This is a genomic window from Streptodolium elevatio (assembly GCF_053592165.1).
In genome coordinates this window covers 113,635-131,538 of sequence record NZ_JBSFVE010000016.1, presented here as the reverse complement: position 1 = coordinate 131,538, position 17,904 = coordinate 113,635, and the positions used below count along the sequence as shown (strand labels likewise).

Here is a 17,904-nt window from a genome sequence, read left to right as displayed (position 1 = left end):
ACACTAGTTAGCGTAACCAGCTATCGTCAATAGCAGGTTGGAACGGGATGGCATGTCCGCAAACGAGCCCGACTCCGACGCCGCGCCGGGCGCGCTGCGCCGCGTCGAGGAGTTGATCAACACGTTCAGCGTCGACACCGGGACGGATGCGCTCACCGACCCGGCGGCGCTGGCGGCCTGGCTCGCGGAGCGGGACCTCCTGCCGGAGACAGTGGCCCTGAGTGCGGCGGACCTCGACCGGGCACGCGTGGTCCGCGAGGGACTCCGGGTGATAGTCGTGGCCAACAACACCCCCGCGTCCGCCGCCCGGATGACGGACGACGCCACCCGCACCCCCGCGGCCCTGGCGGACCTGGCCGCTCTCGCCCGCGAACTCCCCCTGGTCCTGGACCCCTTGACCACCCCGCCGACCCTGGTCCCCCACACCCCCGACACACCGGATGCCGCCCTGGCCCAACTCCTCGCCGACGTGGCCAAGTCCGTGGCCGACGGCACCTGGTCGCGCATGAAGGGCTGCCGCATGTGCGAGTGGGCGTACTACGACCACTCCCGCAACCGCTCCCGCGCCTGGTGCTCAATGGCCCTGTGCGGAAACCGAGCAAAAGCCCAAGCCTTCCGCGACCGCAGCCGGTGACCCCGGGGTCGGACACCCCAGGCTGAAGCCCACGGCGTGGGCCGCACCGCTACCTGGCCGTCCACTCGTGCGGATATGCGCGGGCAGGAAAGCCGCGCACACATGCGGCCAGGCACCGCACCACCGAAGTCGCGCATGAGCCTCGCGCACGCCTGTGGGGCCACTGTGTCGGCCGGGTTTTCGGGCGGTTCGCCTGTCGACTGCACGTCATACGAATGCCGCGTCGCGCGTTTGATCTCCCTTGGTACGCCTGCCTGTTCGGGTCGCGTTCGGGCGCGCGGAATTGCCCGGGCGAATCCGGAGAAGCGGCCATCCGGCATGCGCGATGCGGCGTACTGTGGCGCCAAGGCCCCCGCCCCGGCCGGTCGCGGCCCGCATCCCGCCCCCGTGTTGGCGGGCCGCGACCGGCCTTCGGCCGCGGACCGCGCGCTCACAGGTTCGGCGGGCGACCCTCGTACGGCGTGCTCAGCACCACCGTCGTACGCGTCGACACATTGGCCGCCGCGCGGATCTTCGCGAGCAGTGCCTCCAGGTCGCCGGGGGCACCCACGCGCACCTTGAGGATGTAGCTCTCGTCTCCGGCCACGCTGTGGCAGGCCTCGACCTCGTCGAGGTCGGCGAGCCGCTCCGGTGCGTCGTCGGGGGCCGCCGGGTCGATCGGTTTGACCGAGATGAACGCGGTGAGCGGCAGCCCCAGCGCATCCGGGTCGACGACCGCGCCGTAGCCGCGGATCACGCCCCGCTGTTCGAGGCGGCGCACACGCTGGTGCGCCGCCGAGGTGGACAGGCCGGTGGCCTTGCCCAGGTCGGTGTAACTCATGCGACCGTCCCGGACAAGAAGCCGGACGATCTGTCGGTCGAGGTCCTCCACGCGTAAAACCTAGGGCATGCGCGCGCGGCGGGCCCGGCCGAGTGATCCCGCGCGTGTCCGGGACCGGCCCGTTATTCGGCGGCTACGCTGACCCGCATGACCTCGTCAAGCCGCATCACCGCGCTCGAGCAACTCGACCGCGCGCTGCTGAGCGTCACCTCCCGCGACGAGACCTCCGCCGCGCGCGCCCGCCAACTCCGCTGGGTCGCCGGTGAGTTGCGCCGGGCGATCGTACGCGAGGGGTTTCCCACCGAAGCCCGCGCATCTCTCGCCGACTTCTTCGCCGCGGAGCCGGTGAGCATCTACCTCGACCTCGCCAAGCGCGGCGATCTGCGCACGCGCGCGACCTCCGGCAACGCGACGTCGACGGTGGCGAGCATCCGCGTCCGCATGGACTGCCTGGAAATCCTCGCGCGCGCCGGAAAGGTCCCCGTCTTCCTGCCCGAGCGCCCGGCGATGCAGGAGCTCAAGAAGCCGGTCGGCGCCCGGCAGCGCTCGCTGCTGCAGGGATGGCTGGAAGCCACCGCCGACCGCCCCGGGGCGGACCCGGGGCGTGTCCGCCTGTTCGCGCTCGTCGGCGTGGTCCTCGACACCGGTGCCCGCGCCGGGGAACTGTGCGCGCTCAAGCTCGCCGACCTCGGACCCGACCTCGACACGGTGACGGTCGTACGCAAGCCGCAGGCCCGCTCGGTCGCGCCGCCCACGACCGAGGTCCACGAACTGTCCGGCCCCACGCGGGCGGCGCTGCAGCACTGGCTCGACGTACGGGAGGAGCTGATCCGGGAGGTGCAGGGCACCGCGAAGTCCCTGTGGGTCTCGGTCCGCGGCAACCACGCCGGGGTGCTGGACGCGGACGGGCACGCGCGGCTGCGCCCGGCCGGCATGCCGCTCATGCCGCGCGGGCTGGCCCGCGCGTACACCCGCACCGTCGTGCAGGTGAACGCCGACATGGTCGGGCACCCGGGTTGGGAGCCGCTGCCGTACCGCCTGGAGCAACTGCGGCGCGCGGTGGAGCCGCACCCCGCGGAGTCGCACAGCCCCTGACCGCGCCGCGCCCCGGAGCCGCCGCACGCCGAGCCGGCGGTCGCGGTCTCCGAAGTGCCGGTCCGCCCCGCCTCCCCGAGTGCGAATCGGGATGATTCCGGCCAACTACCTGCTCCGCTCAACCTGGGTACTGCGCTTCGTCACCCCTCGCGGCTATGGTCGGCGCAGCGGGCCCACCAACACCCACGGGTGTGTCCGCGCACGCGACAGGGGGACACCATGAGCAGCATCGCCCTGGACATCCGCGACATCCCCGACCTCACCGACGACCTCGAGTCGCCCGGGGAGCACGCGGGTCCGGATCGACCGGAGAGAGCCGGTGACACGGCCTCGGGCCCGGTCGCCGCCGAGCCGACCTCAAGACTCGTTTCCGGGCCGACCCGGCTGCGTTGCGCCGACTGCGGCACGGTCCTGGCGGCCGACGAGCCCACCGACCGGCCGGGTGACGACGATCGCGCCCACGGAGATGTCGACGGGTACATGGACGGGTATGTCGGCTCGCCCCCGCGGGCGGGCGCGCCGCTCGCGTGGCGCGTCCCGGTGCACGCCGTGGGCCCGGCCGCGACCGAGCCGTTCGAGGCACGCCTGTGCCCCGGTTCGGACCGCTGTGCCGATCCCGAGGCCGACGCCGTCCCGGAACCGGAACCCGACCTCCCGACTCCCCCCGCGCTCACGCTGCCCCGGGGATTGGACTGGCGCACGCAGCCGTTCTCGCACGCGTCGGTGTAGTACGGGAGTCGGCGGGCGCGGCGCATGCGAGAAGCCGCCGCCCGACCGGCGCGCGCTGCCGCCGCGCGGACCGACCCTGCGGATATCCCCCGTACGAGGGAGTCGCCGCTCGGGGGACGTCCTGATACTCGGTCAGAGGGTCGTCCCGTCCCCAGACCGAGAGGACCGTGCGTGGCCCGGAGCGGCGCAGCGTGGGACCACGGCCGTCGCCGTACCCGCCCTGGTCGGCGGGCACGGCGACGACAGCGATCAGGCTCCGCCGCGCAGCAGTTGACGGGCGATCACCATGCGCTGGATCTGGTTGGTGCCCTCGACGATCTGCAGCACCTTCGCCTCGCGCATGTAGCGCTCGACGGGGAAGTCCGTGGTGTAGCCGTAGCCTCCGAAGACCTGGACCGCATCGGTGGTCACGCGCATCGCCGCGTCGGTGCAGAACAGCTTGGCCATCGCGGCCTCCTTGCCGAACGGCCGTCCCGCGTCCCGCAGTCGGGCGGCCGCGAGGTAGAGGGCCCGCCCGGCCTCCACGGCGGTCGCCATGTCGGCGAGCATGAACTGCACACCTTGGAGGTCGGCGATCGGGCCGCCGAACTGGCGGCGTTCCCGGGCATAGTCGGTCGCGGCGTCGAGCGCGGCCTGCGCGACGCCGATCGCGCAGGCCGCGATGCCGAGCCGTCCGGAGTCCAGCGCGGCCAGGGCGATCTTGAAGCCGCTGCCCTCGATCCCGATGCGGTCGGCTGCGGGGACGCGTACCCCGTCCAGGTGCACCTGGGCGGTCGGCGACGACCGCATGCCCATCTTGCGCTCGGGGGCCGCGAAGCCCAGCCCTTCCGCGCCGGCCGGCACGAACACCGTGCTGATGCCGCGCGGTCCGGGCTCGCCGGTGCGGACCATGACGGTGTAGAAGTCGGCGACGCCGCCGTGCGTGGTCCACGCCTTGGTCCCGGTGACCGTGTACGCCGCGCCGTCCGCGTCCGCCACCGCGCGCGTCGTCAGCGCGGCCGCGTCGGATCCGGACTGCGGTTCGGACAGGCAGTACGCGCCGAGCAGTTCGCCGGAGAGCATCTCGGGCAGCCGGGCCGCGCGCTGATCGTCGCTGCCGAAGGCGGCCAGCGGATAGCAGGACAGTGTGTGCACGCTGACTCCGAGCCCGACCGCGAGCCATCCGGCGGCGAGTTCCTCGAGGACCTGGAGGTACACCTCGTACGGCTGGCCGCCGCCCTCGTACTCCTCGGGGTAGGGCAGCGAAAGAAGCCCGGCGGCGCCGAGGGTGCGGAAGATGTCGCGGGGGAAGCGGGCCGCGTCCTCGTCGGCGGCGGCGCGCGGGGCCACCTGCTTGGCGACCAGGTCGCGGGTCAGGTCTAGGAGAGCTTCGGCTTCCTCGGTGGGCATGCTGCGCACGACGGCCATCGGTGCGTCCTTCCGTGGGGCCCCTTATGGGAGTCCGGCGGTGACAGATGAGACAGGTGGGCCGGGCGGGATCGCCGCTCGGGGTGCTCCGATCGTACGCAGGGCAACTGTTCTGCGGCAGTGCGGCCCGGGCCCGGCCTCCGGAACCCGGGCCGCGCGATCGAGACGGCCGCGTCGCCGGCCGCTCGCGGTCGAGCCGTCCGCGTCGTCAGGCGCCCACGACGGCCAGGTCGTGCGGACGGTGGTTGACCGGTTCGCCGGCGGTTTCGCCGCAGACGACGATGTCCTCGATGCGCGCTCCGTGGCGGCCGGGCAGGTAGATGCCCGGCTCGATGGAGAAGGCCATGCCCGGTTCGAGGACCAGCGGCGACCCGGCGACGATGTACGGCTCCTCGTGCGTCTCCAGGCCGATCCCGTGGCCCGTCCGGTGCACGAAGTACTCGCCGTAGCCCGCGTCCGCGATGATGTCGCGGCCCACGGCGTCCAGTTGCTCGGCCGTGATGCCCGGACGCACCGCCTCGCGCTGGGCCTGCTGGGCCCGTTGCAGCACCTCGTAGTAAGCGGTGAAGTCCGCGGGCGGCTCCCCCACGCTGTAGGTGCGCGTCTCGTCGGAGCAGTAGCCGTCCTCGGTGGTGCCGCCGATGTCGACCACGACGGGGTCGCCCGGCTGGATGACGCGGTCCGAGACCTCGTGATGCGGGCTCGCGCCGTTCGGGCCCGAGGCGACGATCACGAAGTCGACGCGTACGTGGCCCTCGGCGATGATCGCGTCCGCGATGTCGCGGCCGACCTCGCGCTCGGTACGCCCGGCGCGCAGCCACTCGCCCACCTGGGCGTGCACGCGGTCGATCGCGGCCCCGGCCTCGCGCAGCGCCCCGACCTCGGCCGGGGACTTGCGCATGCGCATCTCGCGCAGCACGTCACCGGCGAGGGACTGCTCCGTACCGGGCATCGCACGGCGGAAGTTGAGCAGCTTCTCGGCCCACATGTGGTTGTCGACGCCGACCTTGGCGAGACCGCCGGGGAGGCGGCCGGCGATGAGGGCGTACGGGTCCTCGGTCTCGGCCCACCCGGCGATGTCGATGCCGAGGCGCGCGGCCGGAGAGGCCTCCGCGGCGGGCTTCTCCAGCCCCGGCACGACGAGGAACGGGTCGGCCGCGGCGGGGACGACGAGGCAGGTCAGCCGCTCCAGCGGCAGCGCCTCGTAGCCGGTGAGATACCGCAGGTCGGCGCCCGGGGAGATGAGGAGCGCGTCGAGTCCGGCCTCGGCGGCGGCCTTCGCGGCGGCGGCGAGGCGGTCGGTGGGATACAGATCGGTGTTGTGGCTCACAACGCCCAAGTTAGCCCGAGGCGGGCCCGCACGCCTTGGGTGACGGCCGCGCGGCGTACGCGAGTCCGTCCGACGACGAGGGGCATCGCGTACGCCGCGAGCACGGCACGAAGGCGGCGGCGGACCGCCGCGGCCCGGGAGTCGCCCGGATGTCACACCGGGGCCAGGCCGGGTGCCACGCCGGTGTCGCGCCTGGGTCAAGCCGGGTGTCGCGCCTGGATCAGGCCGGCATCAGGCCCGCGTGCCGGCCGTGTGCGGCCGCCTCCCGGCGTTCCCGGATCGCCTCGGCGACGGCGTCCCACAGCGCCGCGCGCGAGCGGAGCGCGACGCTCACCGTCCCCGCGCACTCGCGCCAACGGCGGGGCTGGAGTCCGCACAGCTCCTCCAATAGGCGCAGTGCCATGGGGCCGTGCTCGTCGCCGTCCACCTCGATGTGCCGGCGCAGGTACTCGGCGAAGAGGGTGAAGTCCGCTCCCCCGGCCCCGTGGCCAGGACCGGGCGCCGGGTCGGACGCCGGATCGGGCGCTGTCCCGCAGTCCCGTCCGGGTGTCGGCTCGGGTGCCGCGAGGACGTGTTCGAACATCCGGGGCACAAGCTCCTCGCGGCCGAGCGCGAACGCGGCCGCGACGCAGTGCACGGGCGCGTGCTCGACGATGCGCCACGTCTGGCGTACGAACGCCGCGGCGTCCGGAGGGGCTCCGCACAACTGCACGGCCTCGGTCACCGGCAGCCCGTCGCCGAGAAGGTCGAGGAAGCAGAGCACGGGCGCGGTGTCGGCGCCGGCCGCGCCCATCGCCTCGATGTAGAGCTCGAAGTGACTGCGCGGGCCGACCCCGGTCAGGTCGCTCTCCTCGGTCAGCACGATCTCGTTGACCAGGCGCCGCAGCTCGGGGTGGCCGCGCGGCGTCCACGGCACGGTCACGCAGGTGAGGTGCCGCTGCAGCACAGTGAGCAGGGACATGAAGTCCCATACGGCGAAGACGTGGTGCTCCATGAAGACGCGGACGTCGTCGGGGTCGGCGAGCATCCGGTACATCGGGTGCGCGAGCACCCGGCGGCGAGCCGGCGCGGTCTCGCCGAGCAGGCGCATCGCACGGGACGGTGCGGGCGTGCTGTCGGCGGGAGGGCGCGGGAAGCCGTTGGTCGGGTCGGCGGCGTCCGGATGCCCGGCGTACGGGTGCCCGGCGTCCGGGAACTCGCCGTCCGGTGCGACGGCCGCGGTCGGTTGGGCGGGTATGCCTGACGTGTCGGTGCTCGGTATGACGTCCACGACGGTCCCTTGCTGGGTCGGCGGCACGGCCGGCACCGGGGAAATTCGGTGCCGGACCGTGGGCCGGGACAGGAAGGCCCGGAGTAGTCCCGGCCCACGGCGGCTCCACACGGTAGGCGGGTCGTCACCGGGGGCGTTCGTAATCGGCGAAAGCCGCCGATTACGCACGCAGTTCTGGGATCATCCCGGCAAGTTCCCCGCGTCCGCCGGGTGGGCGGGACCGACCGGATGCGCAGGCTCCGCCGGGTGCGGGTGCGGGTGCGGGTGCGCGTCGAGGTGGCGCTTGCCCGGCAGCAGCCGCGCGCCGAGGCCGACCGCCACGGCCAGCACAAGTGTCGTGCTGAGTCCGATGCGCAGGGTCGACGCGTCCGCGATGAAGCCGATCACCACAGGGCCGAGCAGCAGGCCGGTGTACGCCATCGCGCCGATGCGGGCGATGGCCGCACCCGCCGTCGCCGGTTCGCTGCCGCCGAGCGCGCCGCCGACCGAGAAGGCGAGCGGCACGATCAGGCAGGCGCCGAGTCCGACCAGGAAGAAACCCGCAAGTCCCGCCGCCGTCCCGTGCGCCGCCACCGCCAGACCGAGACCGATGCCGGCCGCGAGACCCGACGCGGTCAGCACGGCCCTGGCGCCGAAGCGGTTCGTGATGCGGTCGCCGGTGAGCCGGCCGAGCGCCGTCGCCGCCTCGAACAGCGGGTACGCAAGAGCCGCGACCGCCTCGGCGGACCCGATGGTGTCACGCAGGTAGAGGCCGCTCCAGTCGGCGACGGCACCTTCGATCATGTAGCCGCAGAATGCGATCGCGCCCGCGATGTAGACGACCAACGGCAGTGTCACGCGCACCCGGCCGGTGCGCTTGTCGTACGAGGTGCCGGAGGACGTGCCTGGTGACATGTCGGGTGAACTGCCCGTAAGCCCGCCGGGCGCGTGTTCCTCCGCCGGTCCGCGGGCGGGCGGCGCATCGGGCAGGTACGTGACGCGCAGCCACAGCGACACCGGCACACCCACGGCGGCCGCGGTCACCACAGACGCGGTGAAGCCGAGATCGGCCTTTGCGGCGAGGGCGCCGAGCAGTCCGCCGGTGACCGCGCCCAGGCTCCAGCCCGCGTGCATGCCGGCCATGAGGGACCTGCCGTACCGCTGTTCGAGCAGTGACGCCTGGGTGTTCATGGCGACGTCGGTGACGCCGAACACGACGCCGAAGGCGAACCCCGCGGCGATGACCGTCGGGAGGTTCGGGGACAGGCCGATGGCCGCGACCGCAAGCGTGCACAGCGGGACGGCGGTGCGCAGCAGGCGGCGGCTGCCGTACCGCGCGACCAGGCGGCCCATCAGCCCCATCGTCAGGACGCCGCCGATGCCGAACGCCAGAACGATCAGGCCGAGTTGGCCGTCCGAGACGGCGAGCTTGTCCTTCAGCGCGGGCACCCGCACGGTCCAGACGGCGCACAGGCCGCCGGCCAGGGCGAAGGTCCCGGCGATGCCGAGGCGGGCGCGGCGCACCGCGCGGGCGCCTTCGGGGTCGTCGGGGTGCTCGGTCCCGGCGCCGGGTCCGGTACCCGGCGCCGTCGGCGGGTTGCCTCCTCGGTCGGCCTTGGGGTGCGTCCTTTGGTCGACGTTCTGGTCGATTCCCTGGTTGATTTCGGATATGTCCGTGGGCAGAGCGGCGTCGGACGCCGGGTCGGCTGCCATGGGGAGGCCCCTTCCGGGGGATGTCGCGGGCGCGTGGGACGCGCGGAGAACAGGAGTACGCGGGTGCGCGCGAGGCGCCGACCGTACGGGCAGGTGCGCGAAGCGGTCGGAACCACCATGCGCGGCAGCGCGGCAGGGGTGGCGGCGGTGGCGATGGCGGCGGCGGCAGCGTCGGAACGCGGATCAGGCGGACCGATTCGGCCGGCGGGCGGGTTCACGGCGGCGAACGGTCGGCCTGACGTCCTGACCGTCCCAGCTCAGAGCCGGGGGCCGACATCGCGCCGAACGGCCACTGCCGGGCAGGCACCGCCTCAGGTGGCTGCGGTGACGGCCACCTCAGACGTGTCGCCGGGGTCTTCGAGCAGCCGCACAAGGCGGCGGCGCAACTGCTCGCACTCCTCGGCGTCGAACAGCAAGGGGGCGTAGTCCGTCGCTTCCCACAACCCGTCCACGGCGAGGCGCACGATGCGCGCGGTCACCACATCGGTGTCGTCGTCGCGGCGGTGCCAGCGCCGGGTGGCCTCGCGCAGTGGGTCGGCGAGCGCGGACGCGGTGGCCGCGGCCGCGACGACCGCCCAGCGGCGCCGGGCCCGGTGCGGGTCCCGGTCGGTCACGATGTCGAACGTCGCGTCGACGTACGCCCGGGTGTAGCCGCCCGGGGAGCCGTCGGCCCGCTCGTCCACCGCGGCGTCGAACTCGTCGATCAACCGCTGGACGAGTGCCTTGACCAGTGCGTCCTTAGTCGGGAAGTGGTAAAGCAGCCCGCCCTTGCTGACGCCCGCGCGCGTGGCGACGGCCGCGAGTGTCAGCGCCGTGGTGCCTTGCTCGGCGAGCAGTTGCTCGGCGGCGTCGAGGAGGAGGTCCCGCTTCATGGGTGGAACTGTACCGTCCGGACGGTACACCTGGCGAGACATTTTCCGGTGCTGGGCTGCGGGAGAGGGCACGCCCGGCGCCGTCCCGGAAGCGCGGCGCGGCCGGGACTGGGAAGTCTCCGGCCGCGCGTACGGCACGTGTGGCGCAGTTCATGTACGGGCGTACGAAACGCCGCCGCCTGCGAAGCGCGCGGCAGCCTCGACCGGGAAAACGGTCAGTCGTCGGCGATTCCGCTCAGGACGCCGGCCTCGCGCAACTTGGCGACGTGCGCCGGGTCCAGCCCCCATCCGGCGAGCAGGCCCGGGGTGAGGGTACCCGGGGCGCCCTCCGCCTTCGAGGGCGTGCGCGAGAAGCGCGGTGCGGCCTCGGGCTGCACGCCGCCGTCCGTCGCGGCGTAGGTCCCGCGCGCCTTGTTGTGCGGGTGCGCCGCCGCCTCGTCCCAGTTCAGCACCGGCGTGACGCACGCGTCGGTGTCCTGGAAAACGGCCGTCCACTCGTCGCGCGTGCGGCTGCGCAGCACCTCGGTGAACCGGGCCTTGAGGGCGGGCCAGCCGGGACGGTCCATCTGCCCGGGGAGGTCTTCGCCGTCGAGGCCGAGCCCCGCCAGGAACTGGGCGTAGAACTGCGGTTCGATGCAGCCGACCGCGAGGAACTTGTCGTCGGCGGTGACGTACACGTCATAGAAGGGCGCGCCCGTGTCGAGCAGGTTGGTGCCCGGCTCGTCGGCCCAGCCGCCGATCCCGCGCATGCCGTGGATGAACGCCGACAGGACCGCGGAGCCGTCGGTCATCGCGGCGTCCACGACCTGGCCCTTCCCGGACCGCTGCGCCTCGATGACGCCGGCCAGGATGCCGAACGCGCAGAACATCGCGCCGCCGCCGTAGTCGCCGACCAGGTTGAGCGGGGGCACGGGGCGCTCGCCCGCACGCGCGAACGAGTGCAGGACACCCGAGATGGAGATGTAGTTGATGTCGTGTCCGGCGCGCGGCGCGAGGGGGCCGTTCTGGCCCCAGCCGGTCATCCGGGCGTACACGAGCCGCGGGTTGCGGGCCAGGCACACGTCGGGGCCCAGACCGAGGCGCTCGGTCACGCCGGGGCGGAAGCCCTCGATCAGGACGTCGGCGGACTCGATCAGGCGCAGCACGGTCTCGGTGCCCTCGGGGTGCTTGAGGTCGACCTCGATTCCGCCGAGGCGCCCACGTCCGACCACGAGGTGCGGCATGGCTCCGGTGCCGATCCGGTCGACGCGGATGATCTCCGCGCCGGCGTCCGCGAGCATCATGCCCGTGAAGGGCCCCGGGCCGATGCCCGCGAGTTCGACGACCTTGATCCCCGACAGCGCAGCCATTGCGGTGTCCCCTCCCGAACTGGGTCGGCCCGGAGCGGCCTCGACCCGACGCGATCATGCCTGACACAGTCAAGCACACGGCCCGCGTCGGGCCCACCCGCCGACCGGGTGTGCGTTGGTGGCGCGTACGGCAGCCCCGGTGGGTACGGAACGGCCGGCACGGACCGGCCGGTCAGGTCGGCGGCGGGGCGGTGTCCGTCAGGTGCACGATCTCCAGGGCGATCAGCAGGTCCAGACGCAGGCGCGAGTCCTGGGTGAACGGGCCGACCAGGCGCTCCAACTTCCCGATGCGGTAGCGCAGCGTGTTGTAGTGCACGTACAGCCTGCGCGAGGTCTCGGCGACGTTCAGGTTGGTCTCCAGCAACACCTGGAGGGTCCGGCGCAGTTCGGCCGTCTCGGCGTCCTGCGGCTCGGCGAGCGCGCCGAGGACCTCGGCGGCGAAGCGCTCCAGTTCGCCGTCGGCGGGCAGCAGCGAGAGCAGGCGGAACACCCCGAGGCGGTCGAAGTCGGTGACCGCACCCGGGCCTTGCAGGCGGCGTCCGGCCGCCACCGCGCGGCGGGCCTGCTCGTACGCGGCAGGCAGTGCCTCGATGCCGCGCACCGGGCGGCTGATGCCGGTGGTGAACGTACGCCGGATCCGCGCGCACGCGGCCCGCACCCGCGCGGCGGCCTCGCGGCCGATCGCCACCGTCCCGTCGCGGGCTGCGGAGCCCTGCGGCACGGAGATCAGCGCGACGGTCTCACCGGGATACCCGGACACGACGGCGTCGGGGTCGGCGGCCCGTACGGCCGCGGTCCACGCCGCCGCGAGGGCGTCCTGGTGCCGCCGCAGGGTCGCGGCGTTGTCGTCGGGCAGCGGGTCGGGCTCGGCGACCAGGACGGTCACGTGGCGGTTCAGCAGGGTCGCGAGCCCGTGCGGCGGCAGCCGGTCCGGGTCGTCGAGCCGCCCGGTGAGCAGGTCGCGCAACAGGTCGGCCCGGTACTTGAGTTCGCCGGCCGAGTCGCCCGCCTCCGCGACAGCCTCCGCAAGCCGCGTCGCCAGCGCGAGGGCCTGGGTGACGGCGGGCAGCCAGACGCGGGCGAGGCCGAGCTCCGCGCCGGCCGCCTGGGTGGCGGATCGTCCGTTGCCCGAACCGCGCTGGGCCGCGATCCGGCCTGTGGCGCGGTCGTGATCGTCGAGCGCGCTGCGTTCGGACGAGGCGGGTGAGCGGGCGGCGGCGGCCCGCTCGGGGCCCGTCCCCGCACCGACTTCGGTTTCGGTGTGCGTCGGCAATCCGGCTGCCGCACCCGACACCGCGGCCCGGTCGGTGTCCGCCGGGGGACCGGCCTGATCGTCCATACCGGGCAGGCATTCTGAGTACTCGTCAGGTGCCGGTACGGTCACCGCCGGTTCGGTACGTCCCTCGCTCGCCGCCACCGCGCCGCCGCGTACCCGGCGCTTCACCGGGAGCGGCCGCACCGTCTCTCGCGTGCCGGTGCCCGCGGCCTGGGTGGAGCTGACCACGCCCGAGGCCCCGACCGTTCCCGATTTGGCCACCTTGGCCACCGTGCCCGCCTTCCCCGCCGCTGCTCCCGAACCGGCCGCGAGGCCCGTCGCGTTGCCCGCCTTGCCGACCGCCTTCCCGGCCGCCATGCCGCCGGTCCGAATGTGTCTGCCCGTGCTTGCGCTTTCCCGGCCCGCGGTGCCCGGCGCCGGTACGGGTGCGCCCGCACTCTCGCCGTCACCGGAACGGGCCGGGGGCTGTCCCCCGGCCCAGGCGGATCCCGGGTCGCCACCGATGCCCATGTACCGACCGTATCGGCGCGAACACGCCCGCGTCAGCTCTCTCGGGGGCGCGCAGGCAGCGCGCCACCGGGGTACGCCCGGCGCGCACGCTCACCCGATGGCGGTCAACCTGCGACCCGTGCCCCCGCGACAGGCAGGTCCCCGGGCATCCTCGTGGGTACCATGCGATAGCGGTTGCGTGGCGATCCGGGCACCTTGGGTGACCGTCAGGGCCGCCGCCCGGTCGCGCCCCACGTCCCGCCGTACGCTGCCAATACCATCGAACCACCGCAACACCGGACATCGATGGCACGCCGACCGGCCGACCGCCCGGAAGGTCCCGCGGGCGGGCACGGGCTGGCGGAGACACCGCAGTTGGGGGACTGTTCGCACGCGGTGCGGGGCAAGACCCCAAGGGGAGCAACGAGCACGGGGAGAACCAGGGACGACGCGGACGTCACACGTCCGGGTCAGGGGCGATCCGTACCGGCCCCGGGCGCCGCCCGGGCGCTCGGCACGGTCGGGGTCGGGAGGGGAGCCGACATGGCGCACACCGAACGGGCGCCGCGCTGCGGCAGCACGGCGGAACAGGCCTGGCTGCGCGGCATGGACGCGTACGTCTCGGGCGAATACGGCCATGCCGAGCTGGAGTTCCGCACGGCCGTCGAGCTGGACCCGGGCATGGCCGACGCGTGGCTCGGGCTGCACGCGCTCAAGGTCGACGTCGCCGGAGCGGTCGTCGCGATGCACACGCACCGGGACCGCTTCGGGCAGCAGCGCGCCAAGTTCGGCCGTCCCCTCAACTCCTGGTACTGGCTCGGGTGGTGGGTGCAACTGGTGCTGGAGACGCCGCGCGACCTGTCGCTGGCGCACGCGTCGCACTGGTTGGACGGCCGGCACCTGCCCGAACTCGACAAGGCGCTGTCGCACTGCCCGCCGCCGGACACCGACCCGGCGACTCGCTTTCTGCTGGCCTGCCGCGCGTACCTCGGCAAGGACTGGCAGCAACTGCTGCGTCGTACCACCGGGCTGGAGGACGATCCGCTGCTCGGTGTCGAGGCCGGGTTGTTCGGCGGCATGGCCCGCGTGCGGCTCGGGCTGTACGACAAGGCCGAACACGTCCTGGCCACCGCCCTGGCACGCTGCCGTTCGGAGCACCCGCAGCGCAAGGAACTGCGCTACTGGCTCGCGAGGGCGTACGAGGAAACCGGCCGCGCCCCCGCCGCGCTCCCCCTCTACCGTGCCGTGCACCATGCCGACCCCGCGTTCATGGACACCGCTGTACGCCTGACCGAACTGGCCGCGGAAAGCGCCGACGCCGCCCCCACGCAGTACCTTTTCGACGCCACCGCGCGCCTCAACGGGCCCGCGCTCGTCGACGCCGCCGTCGCGGACGCCACACCGAGCGGCGGGACCCCGGCGGTGCCGCACTCCCCCGCACCGATGGGCAACGGCAGCGGCAGCGGCCCGGGCGGCAACGGCGGTGCGGGGGGCGACGGGCCGGCGGGCAGCGGCCCGCCGGGCACCGGCCACCTTCATGTTCCGCGTGACGGCGTCGGCAGCACGGAAGGTGCGGGTGGCATCGAGGGTGCGGAAGGGGTGGACAGGGCAGACGGCGCCGACACCGAGGAGGTGGCGACCGTCCAGACAGACGGGCGCGGCCTCGGCGGACCGGGTGGACCGGACGGTCCCGGTGGACCAGGTGGACCCGGCGACGGACCGGACGGCCCCGGTCGGCAAGGCCGTTCGGCGTCGTCCGCGGCCGCCGCGGCCGAGGACCTGTCGGCGGCCCTCGACGAACTGGAGCGCATGGTCGGCCTCGAACCGGTGAAGCAGCAGGTCCGGGCGCTGTCGGCGCAGATGCGGATGGCTCGGCTGCGCGAGGCGCGCGGCCTCCCCTCGGTCGCCCCGAAGCGGCACTTCGTCTTCTCCGGGCCGTCGGGCACCGGCAAGACGACGGTCGCGCGGCTGCTCGGCCGGGTCTTCCACGCGCTCGGCCTCCTGGAGACCGACCGCCTCGTCGAGGCGCAGCGGGCCGACCTGGTCGGCGAGTACCTCGGGCAGACCGCCGTGAAGACCGGCGAGCTGGTCGATTCGGCACTCGGCGGCGTGCTGTTCATCGACGAGGCGTACGCGCTGGCCGGCAACGGCTACGCGAAGGGCGACGCGTACGGCGACGAGGCCGTGCAGGTGCTGCTCAAGCGCGCCGAGGACGACCGCGACCGGCTGGTCATCGTGCTGGCCGGCTACCCGGAGGGCATGGACCGCCTGCTCACCTCGAACCCGGGTCTCACCTCGCGGTTCACGGCCCGCGTCGAGTTCCCCAGCTACGGCGCGGCCGACCTCGCGCGCATCGCCGACCACCTCGCGGCCTCGTGCGGCGACGTGTGGGACGAGGACTGCGTGGCCGAACTGCGCAGCATCACGGCGCATGTGTGCGAGGAAGGCTGGATCGACGAGTTGGGCAACGCGCGGTTCGTGCGCACGCTGTACGAGAAGGCGTGCGCGTACCGCGACCTGCGCCTCGTCGTGCTCCCCGGGGAGCCGGACCGCGAGGAGCTGACCACGTTGCGGCTGCCCGACCTGCTCCAGGCGTACGGCGAGACCGCGGGCGGCCGCTCCTGACCGCCGACCGCTGCTGGACCGCCGACTGCCCTGGGACCGCCGACCGCTCCTGAGCACTCAGGCCCGAGCCCGGTGCTCTGCCCGCCGCCTGTCAGTGCGGCATGCGAAGCTGCCGTCATGGCCTCCGTCCCCGCCGCGCCCGCCCCCGTGCGGCACATCGACACCGCCGAGCGCCGCGCCCGGCTCGCCCGGCGCCACCTGCTCGCCGACCCGCCGCGCGCGGTCGACCCGACCGCCGTCGCGGGAGCGCTGGTCGCGCTGCATTCGACCGATCCCGCCACGGTGTTCCTGTCGGTGGCCGCGCGTTCCACGGCGGCGGCGTCCGACATCGAGAAGGCGCTGTACGACGAGCGCTCCCTCGTCCGGATGTTCGGGATGCGCCGTACCGTCTTCGTGCTCCCGGCCGCGCTGGTCCCGATCGTGCACTCCTCCACGACGGCCGCGATCGCCGCGAAGGAACGCACCGAGATGCTCAAGCTGGGCTTCGGCACGGAACCGGGCGCGACCGTGGCCGCCGCGTGGCTCGACGAGGTGGAGGCCTCCGTCGTCGCCCACCTGGCCTCGCTGACCGACGCCACCGGGGCCGAACTGGCCGAGCTCGAACCACGCCTGCGCGCCGCCGTCGTCTACGGGGTCGGCACCAAGTGGGAGACCGAACAGACCGCGAGCATGCGGGTGCTGCGCAAGTTGTCGATGGACGGATCGATCGTCCGGGGTCGCCCGCGCGGGACGTGGACATCGAGCCAGTACCGCTGGGCGGCCGCCGCCCCGCAGCCGGACCTGCCGGTCCCCCAGGCCCGGGCCGACCTCGTACGCGCGTGGCTCGCCGCATTCGGTCCGGGCACCGAGGCCGACATCAAGTGGTGGACGGGCTGGACGCTCGGCAACGTCCGGTCAGCGCTGAAAACCGTAGGCGCCGCGGCGGTTTCCCTGGACGGCGGCGACACCGGCTATGTCCTCCCCGACGACGTCTCTCCCTTGTCCGCCGAGTCCGCGGGCGCGCCCACGCCCCCGCGCGCCGCGCTGCTCCCCGCGCTCGACCCCACTCCCATGGGCTGGCAACAGCGCGACTGGTACCTCGAACCGTCCTTCCGCACGTCGCTGTTCGACCGCTCCGGCAACGTCGGCCCGACGGTGTGGTGGCAGGGCCGCGTCATCGGCGGGTGGGCGCAGCGCGCGGACGGCTCGGTGGTGTGGCGGCTCCTCGAGGACGCCGGGCGCGAGGCGGAGTCGGCGGTCGCCGCCGAGGCGGAGCGTACGGCCGCGTGGATCGGAGACGTACGCGTGACCCCCCGCTTCCGCACCCCCCTGGAACGCGAACTCGTGGCCCCTTAGCGCGTCGCAGCCTGCGTGCGCCCGCCGCCCCGTAGTCTCGGGGCCGCCTCCGCCCGCAGACCCCGAGGATCGCGATGACCGAGTTCCTGGACACCCCGGACGGCCGCCTTGGCTACGACGCCGTCGGCGACGGCCCCCTGGTCGTCCTGGCCCACGGCATGGGCGACAACCGGCGCGTGTTCCGCGGGATGGCCGCGCTGCTCGCCGACTCCGGCTACCGCGCCGTCTCGGTCGACCTGCGCGGCCACGGCGACTCGAACACCGGCTGGCCGTCGTACACCCGCACCGACACGGCCGCCGACCTCCTCGCCCTGGTCCGCCACCTGGGCGGCCCGGCCGTCGTCGTCGGCCACTCCTTCGCCGGCGGCTCCGCCACGATCGCCGCCGCCCTGGAGCCCACGCTCGTCAGCCGTATCGTCGAGATCGGCCCCTTCACCCGCGCCCAGAAGCTCGACGCGAAGGCGCTCCGCACCGACTCCCGCTACCGCAAGGGCATGCTCCTCCTCCTGGGCACCGGCCTCCTGCGCAGCACCACGCTGTGGAAGCGCTACCTCGACCACGCCTACCCGGGCGCCAAGCCCGCCGGCCACGCCGAACACATCGCCGCCCTCGACGCCGACCTGGGCCGCCCCGGCCGCATGGCCGTCGTCGCCAAGATGGGCATGGCCGCCCCCACCGACGCAGGCGCCCAACTAGGCGCCGTCACCTGCCCGGCCCTCATCATCGAAGGCACCCTCGACCCCGACTGGCCCGACCCGCGAGCCGAGGGCGAAGCCATCGTCGCCGCCATGCCCCCCACCCGCGGCCGCCTCCACATGATCGAAGCCGCAGGCCACTACCCCCACGCCCAATTCCCCACCGAAACCACCGCCGCCATCCTCAACTTCCTGACCCCCACTCCCCCAGCCTGACCCGCGGACGGACCGCGGAGTCGGAGGACCCATCGCCTGAGGGGGTTTCTTCAGGTGCCTGCCGGACAGC

General features: G+C 73.7%; 14 protein-coding genes. 6 read left to right on the top strand and 8 right to left on the bottom strand.

The window, feature by feature from the left end; translation table 11 throughout:
• Nucleotides 1-52 precede the first annotated feature (52 nt).
• Entirely contained in the window at nt 53-634 is a 582-nt protein-coding gene (locus ACWD12_RS27180) for a CGNR zinc finger domain-containing protein (protein WP_450101734.1), read from the top strand.
• Nucleotides 635-1,064: 430 nt separating this feature from the next.
• Here the strand turns inward: ACWD12_RS27180 and ACWD12_RS27175 are convergent, their stop codons facing one another.
• Nucleotides 1,065-1,505 (bottom strand): Lrp/AsnC family transcriptional regulator, encoded by a 441-nt coding sequence (locus ACWD12_RS27175; RefSeq protein WP_358357622.1) that lies wholly within the window; start codon nt 1,503-1,505, stop codon nt 1,065-1,067.
• A 96-nt stretch (nt 1,506-1,601) separates the two neighbouring features.
• Here ACWD12_RS27175 and ACWD12_RS27170 point away from each other — a divergent pair, with 96 nt between their 5' ends.
• Both ACWD12_RS27170 and ACWD12_RS27165 read left to right on the top strand, forming a co-directional pair.
• Nucleotides 1,602-2,549: a hypothetical protein gene (locus ACWD12_RS27170; RefSeq protein ID WP_450101733.1), complete on the top strand. Its 948-nt coding sequence runs from the start codon at nt 1,602-1,604 to the stop codon at nt 2,547-2,549.
• A 219-nt stretch (nt 2,550-2,768) separates the two neighbouring features.
• Nucleotides 2,769-3,278: a hypothetical protein gene (locus ACWD12_RS27165; RefSeq protein WP_450101732.1), complete on the top strand. Its 510-nt coding sequence runs from the start codon at nt 2,769-2,771 to the stop codon at nt 3,276-3,278.
• 249 nt (nt 3,279-3,527) lie between these two features.
• On the opposite strand, the gene ACWD12_RS27160 is transcribed toward ACWD12_RS27165, so the two are convergent.
• The 7 genes from ACWD12_RS27160 to ACWD12_RS27130 all read right to left on the bottom strand — a co-directional run bounded on the left by ACWD12_RS27160 (nt 3,528) and on the right by ACWD12_RS27130 (nt 12,831).
• Entirely contained in the window at nt 3,528-4,685 is a 1,158-nt protein-coding gene (locus ACWD12_RS27160; protein ID WP_450101731.1) for an acyl-CoA dehydrogenase family protein, read from the bottom strand.
• 208 nt (nt 4,686-4,893) lie between these two features.
• Complete coding sequence (locus tag ACWD12_RS27155; protein WP_450101730.1) at nt 4,894-6,015, bottom strand: M24 family metallopeptidase; 1,122 nt, start codon at nt 6,013-6,015, stop codon at nt 4,894-4,896.
• Between the two features lie 220 nt (nt 6,016-6,235).
• Nucleotides 6,236-7,285 (bottom strand): DUF3050 domain-containing protein, encoded by a 1,050-nt coding sequence (locus ACWD12_RS27150; RefSeq protein ID WP_450101729.1) that lies wholly within the window; start codon nt 7,283-7,285, stop codon nt 6,236-6,238.
• Nucleotides 7,286-7,465: 180 nt separating this feature from the next.
• Entirely contained in the window at nt 7,466-8,977 is a 1,512-nt protein-coding gene (locus ACWD12_RS27145; protein WP_450101728.1) for an MFS transporter, read from the bottom strand.
• Between the two features lie 311 nt (nt 8,978-9,288).
• A complete protein-coding gene (locus ACWD12_RS27140; protein ID WP_450101727.1) occupies nt 9,289-9,849 on the bottom strand; it encodes a TetR/AcrR family transcriptional regulator in 561 nt (186 codons plus the stop codon).
• Between the two features lie 215 nt (nt 9,850-10,064).
• Complete coding sequence (locus ACWD12_RS27135) at nt 10,065-11,198, bottom strand: CaiB/BaiF CoA transferase family protein (RefSeq protein ID WP_450101726.1); 1,134 nt, start codon at nt 11,196-11,198, stop codon at nt 10,065-10,067.
• 172 nt (nt 11,199-11,370) lie between these two features.
• The gene (locus ACWD12_RS27130; protein WP_450101725.1) at nt 11,371-12,831 is read right to left on the bottom strand and encodes a PucR family transcriptional regulator; all 1,461 of its coding nucleotides are present in this window, start codon (nt 12,829-12,831) and stop codon (nt 11,371-11,373) included.
• Between the two features lie 675 nt (nt 12,832-13,506).
• Between ACWD12_RS27130 and ACWD12_RS27125 the strand changes: the two genes are divergently transcribed.
• The 3 genes from ACWD12_RS27125 (at nt 13,507) to ACWD12_RS27115 (ending at nt 17,834) form a co-directional block, all read left to right on the top strand.
• Nucleotides 13,507-15,588: an AAA family ATPase gene (locus ACWD12_RS27125; RefSeq protein WP_450101724.1), complete on the top strand. Its 2,082-nt coding sequence runs from the start codon at nt 13,507-13,509 to the stop codon at nt 15,586-15,588.
• 117 nt (nt 15,589-15,705) lie between these two features.
• On the top strand, nt 15,706-16,923 hold the full coding sequence (locus tag ACWD12_RS27120) for a winged helix DNA-binding domain-containing protein (protein WP_450101723.1): 1,218 nt from the start codon (nt 15,706-15,708) through the stop codon (nt 16,921-16,923).
• A gap of 74 nt (nt 16,924-16,997) precedes the next feature.
• Entirely contained in the window at nt 16,998-17,834 is an 837-nt protein-coding gene (locus ACWD12_RS27115; protein ID WP_450101722.1) for an alpha/beta fold hydrolase, read from the top strand.
• The last annotated feature ends 70 nt before the right edge of the window (nt 17,835-17,904 follow it).

Bases quoted from the DNA above. Each gene is read 5' to 3' on its own strand.
- ACWD12_RS27180 (WP_450101734.1), top strand. From the start codon at position 53: ATGTCCGCAAACGAGCCCGACTCCGACGCCGCGCCGGGCGCGCTGCGC.
- ACWD12_RS27170 (WP_450101733.1), top strand. From the start codon at position 1,602: ATGACCTCGTCAAGCCGCATCACCGCGCTCGAGCAACTCGACCGCGCG.
- ACWD12_RS27165 (WP_450101732.1), top strand. From the start codon at position 2,769: ATGAGCAGCATCGCCCTGGACATCCGCGACATCCCCGACCTCACCGAC.
- ACWD12_RS27160 (WP_450101731.1), bottom strand. From the start codon at position 4,685: ATGGCCGTCGTGCGCAGCATGCCCACCGAGGAAGCCGAAGCTCTCCTA.
- ACWD12_RS27145 (WP_450101728.1), bottom strand. From the start codon at position 8,977: ATGGCAGCCGACCCGGCGTCCGACGCCGCTCTGCCCACGGACATATCC.
- ACWD12_RS27140 (WP_450101727.1), bottom strand. From the start codon at position 9,849: ATGAAGCGGGACCTCCTCCTCGACGCCGCCGAGCAACTGCTCGCCGAG.
- ACWD12_RS27135 (WP_450101726.1), bottom strand. From the start codon at position 11,198: ATGGCTGCGCTGTCGGGGATCAAGGTCGTCGAACTCGCGGGCATCGGC.
- ACWD12_RS27130 (WP_450101725.1), bottom strand. From the start codon at position 12,831: ATGGCGGCCGGGAAGGCGGTCGGCAAGGCGGGCAACGCGACGGGCCTC.
- ACWD12_RS27125 (WP_450101724.1), top strand. From the start codon at position 13,507: ATGGCGCACACCGAACGGGCGCCGCGCTGCGGCAGCACGGCGGAACAG.
- ACWD12_RS27120 (WP_450101723.1), top strand. From the start codon at position 15,706: ATGGCCTCCGTCCCCGCCGCGCCCGCCCCCGTGCGGCACATCGACACC.
- ACWD12_RS27115 (WP_450101722.1), top strand. From the start codon at position 16,998: ATGACCGAGTTCCTGGACACCCCGGACGGCCGCCTTGGCTACGACGCC.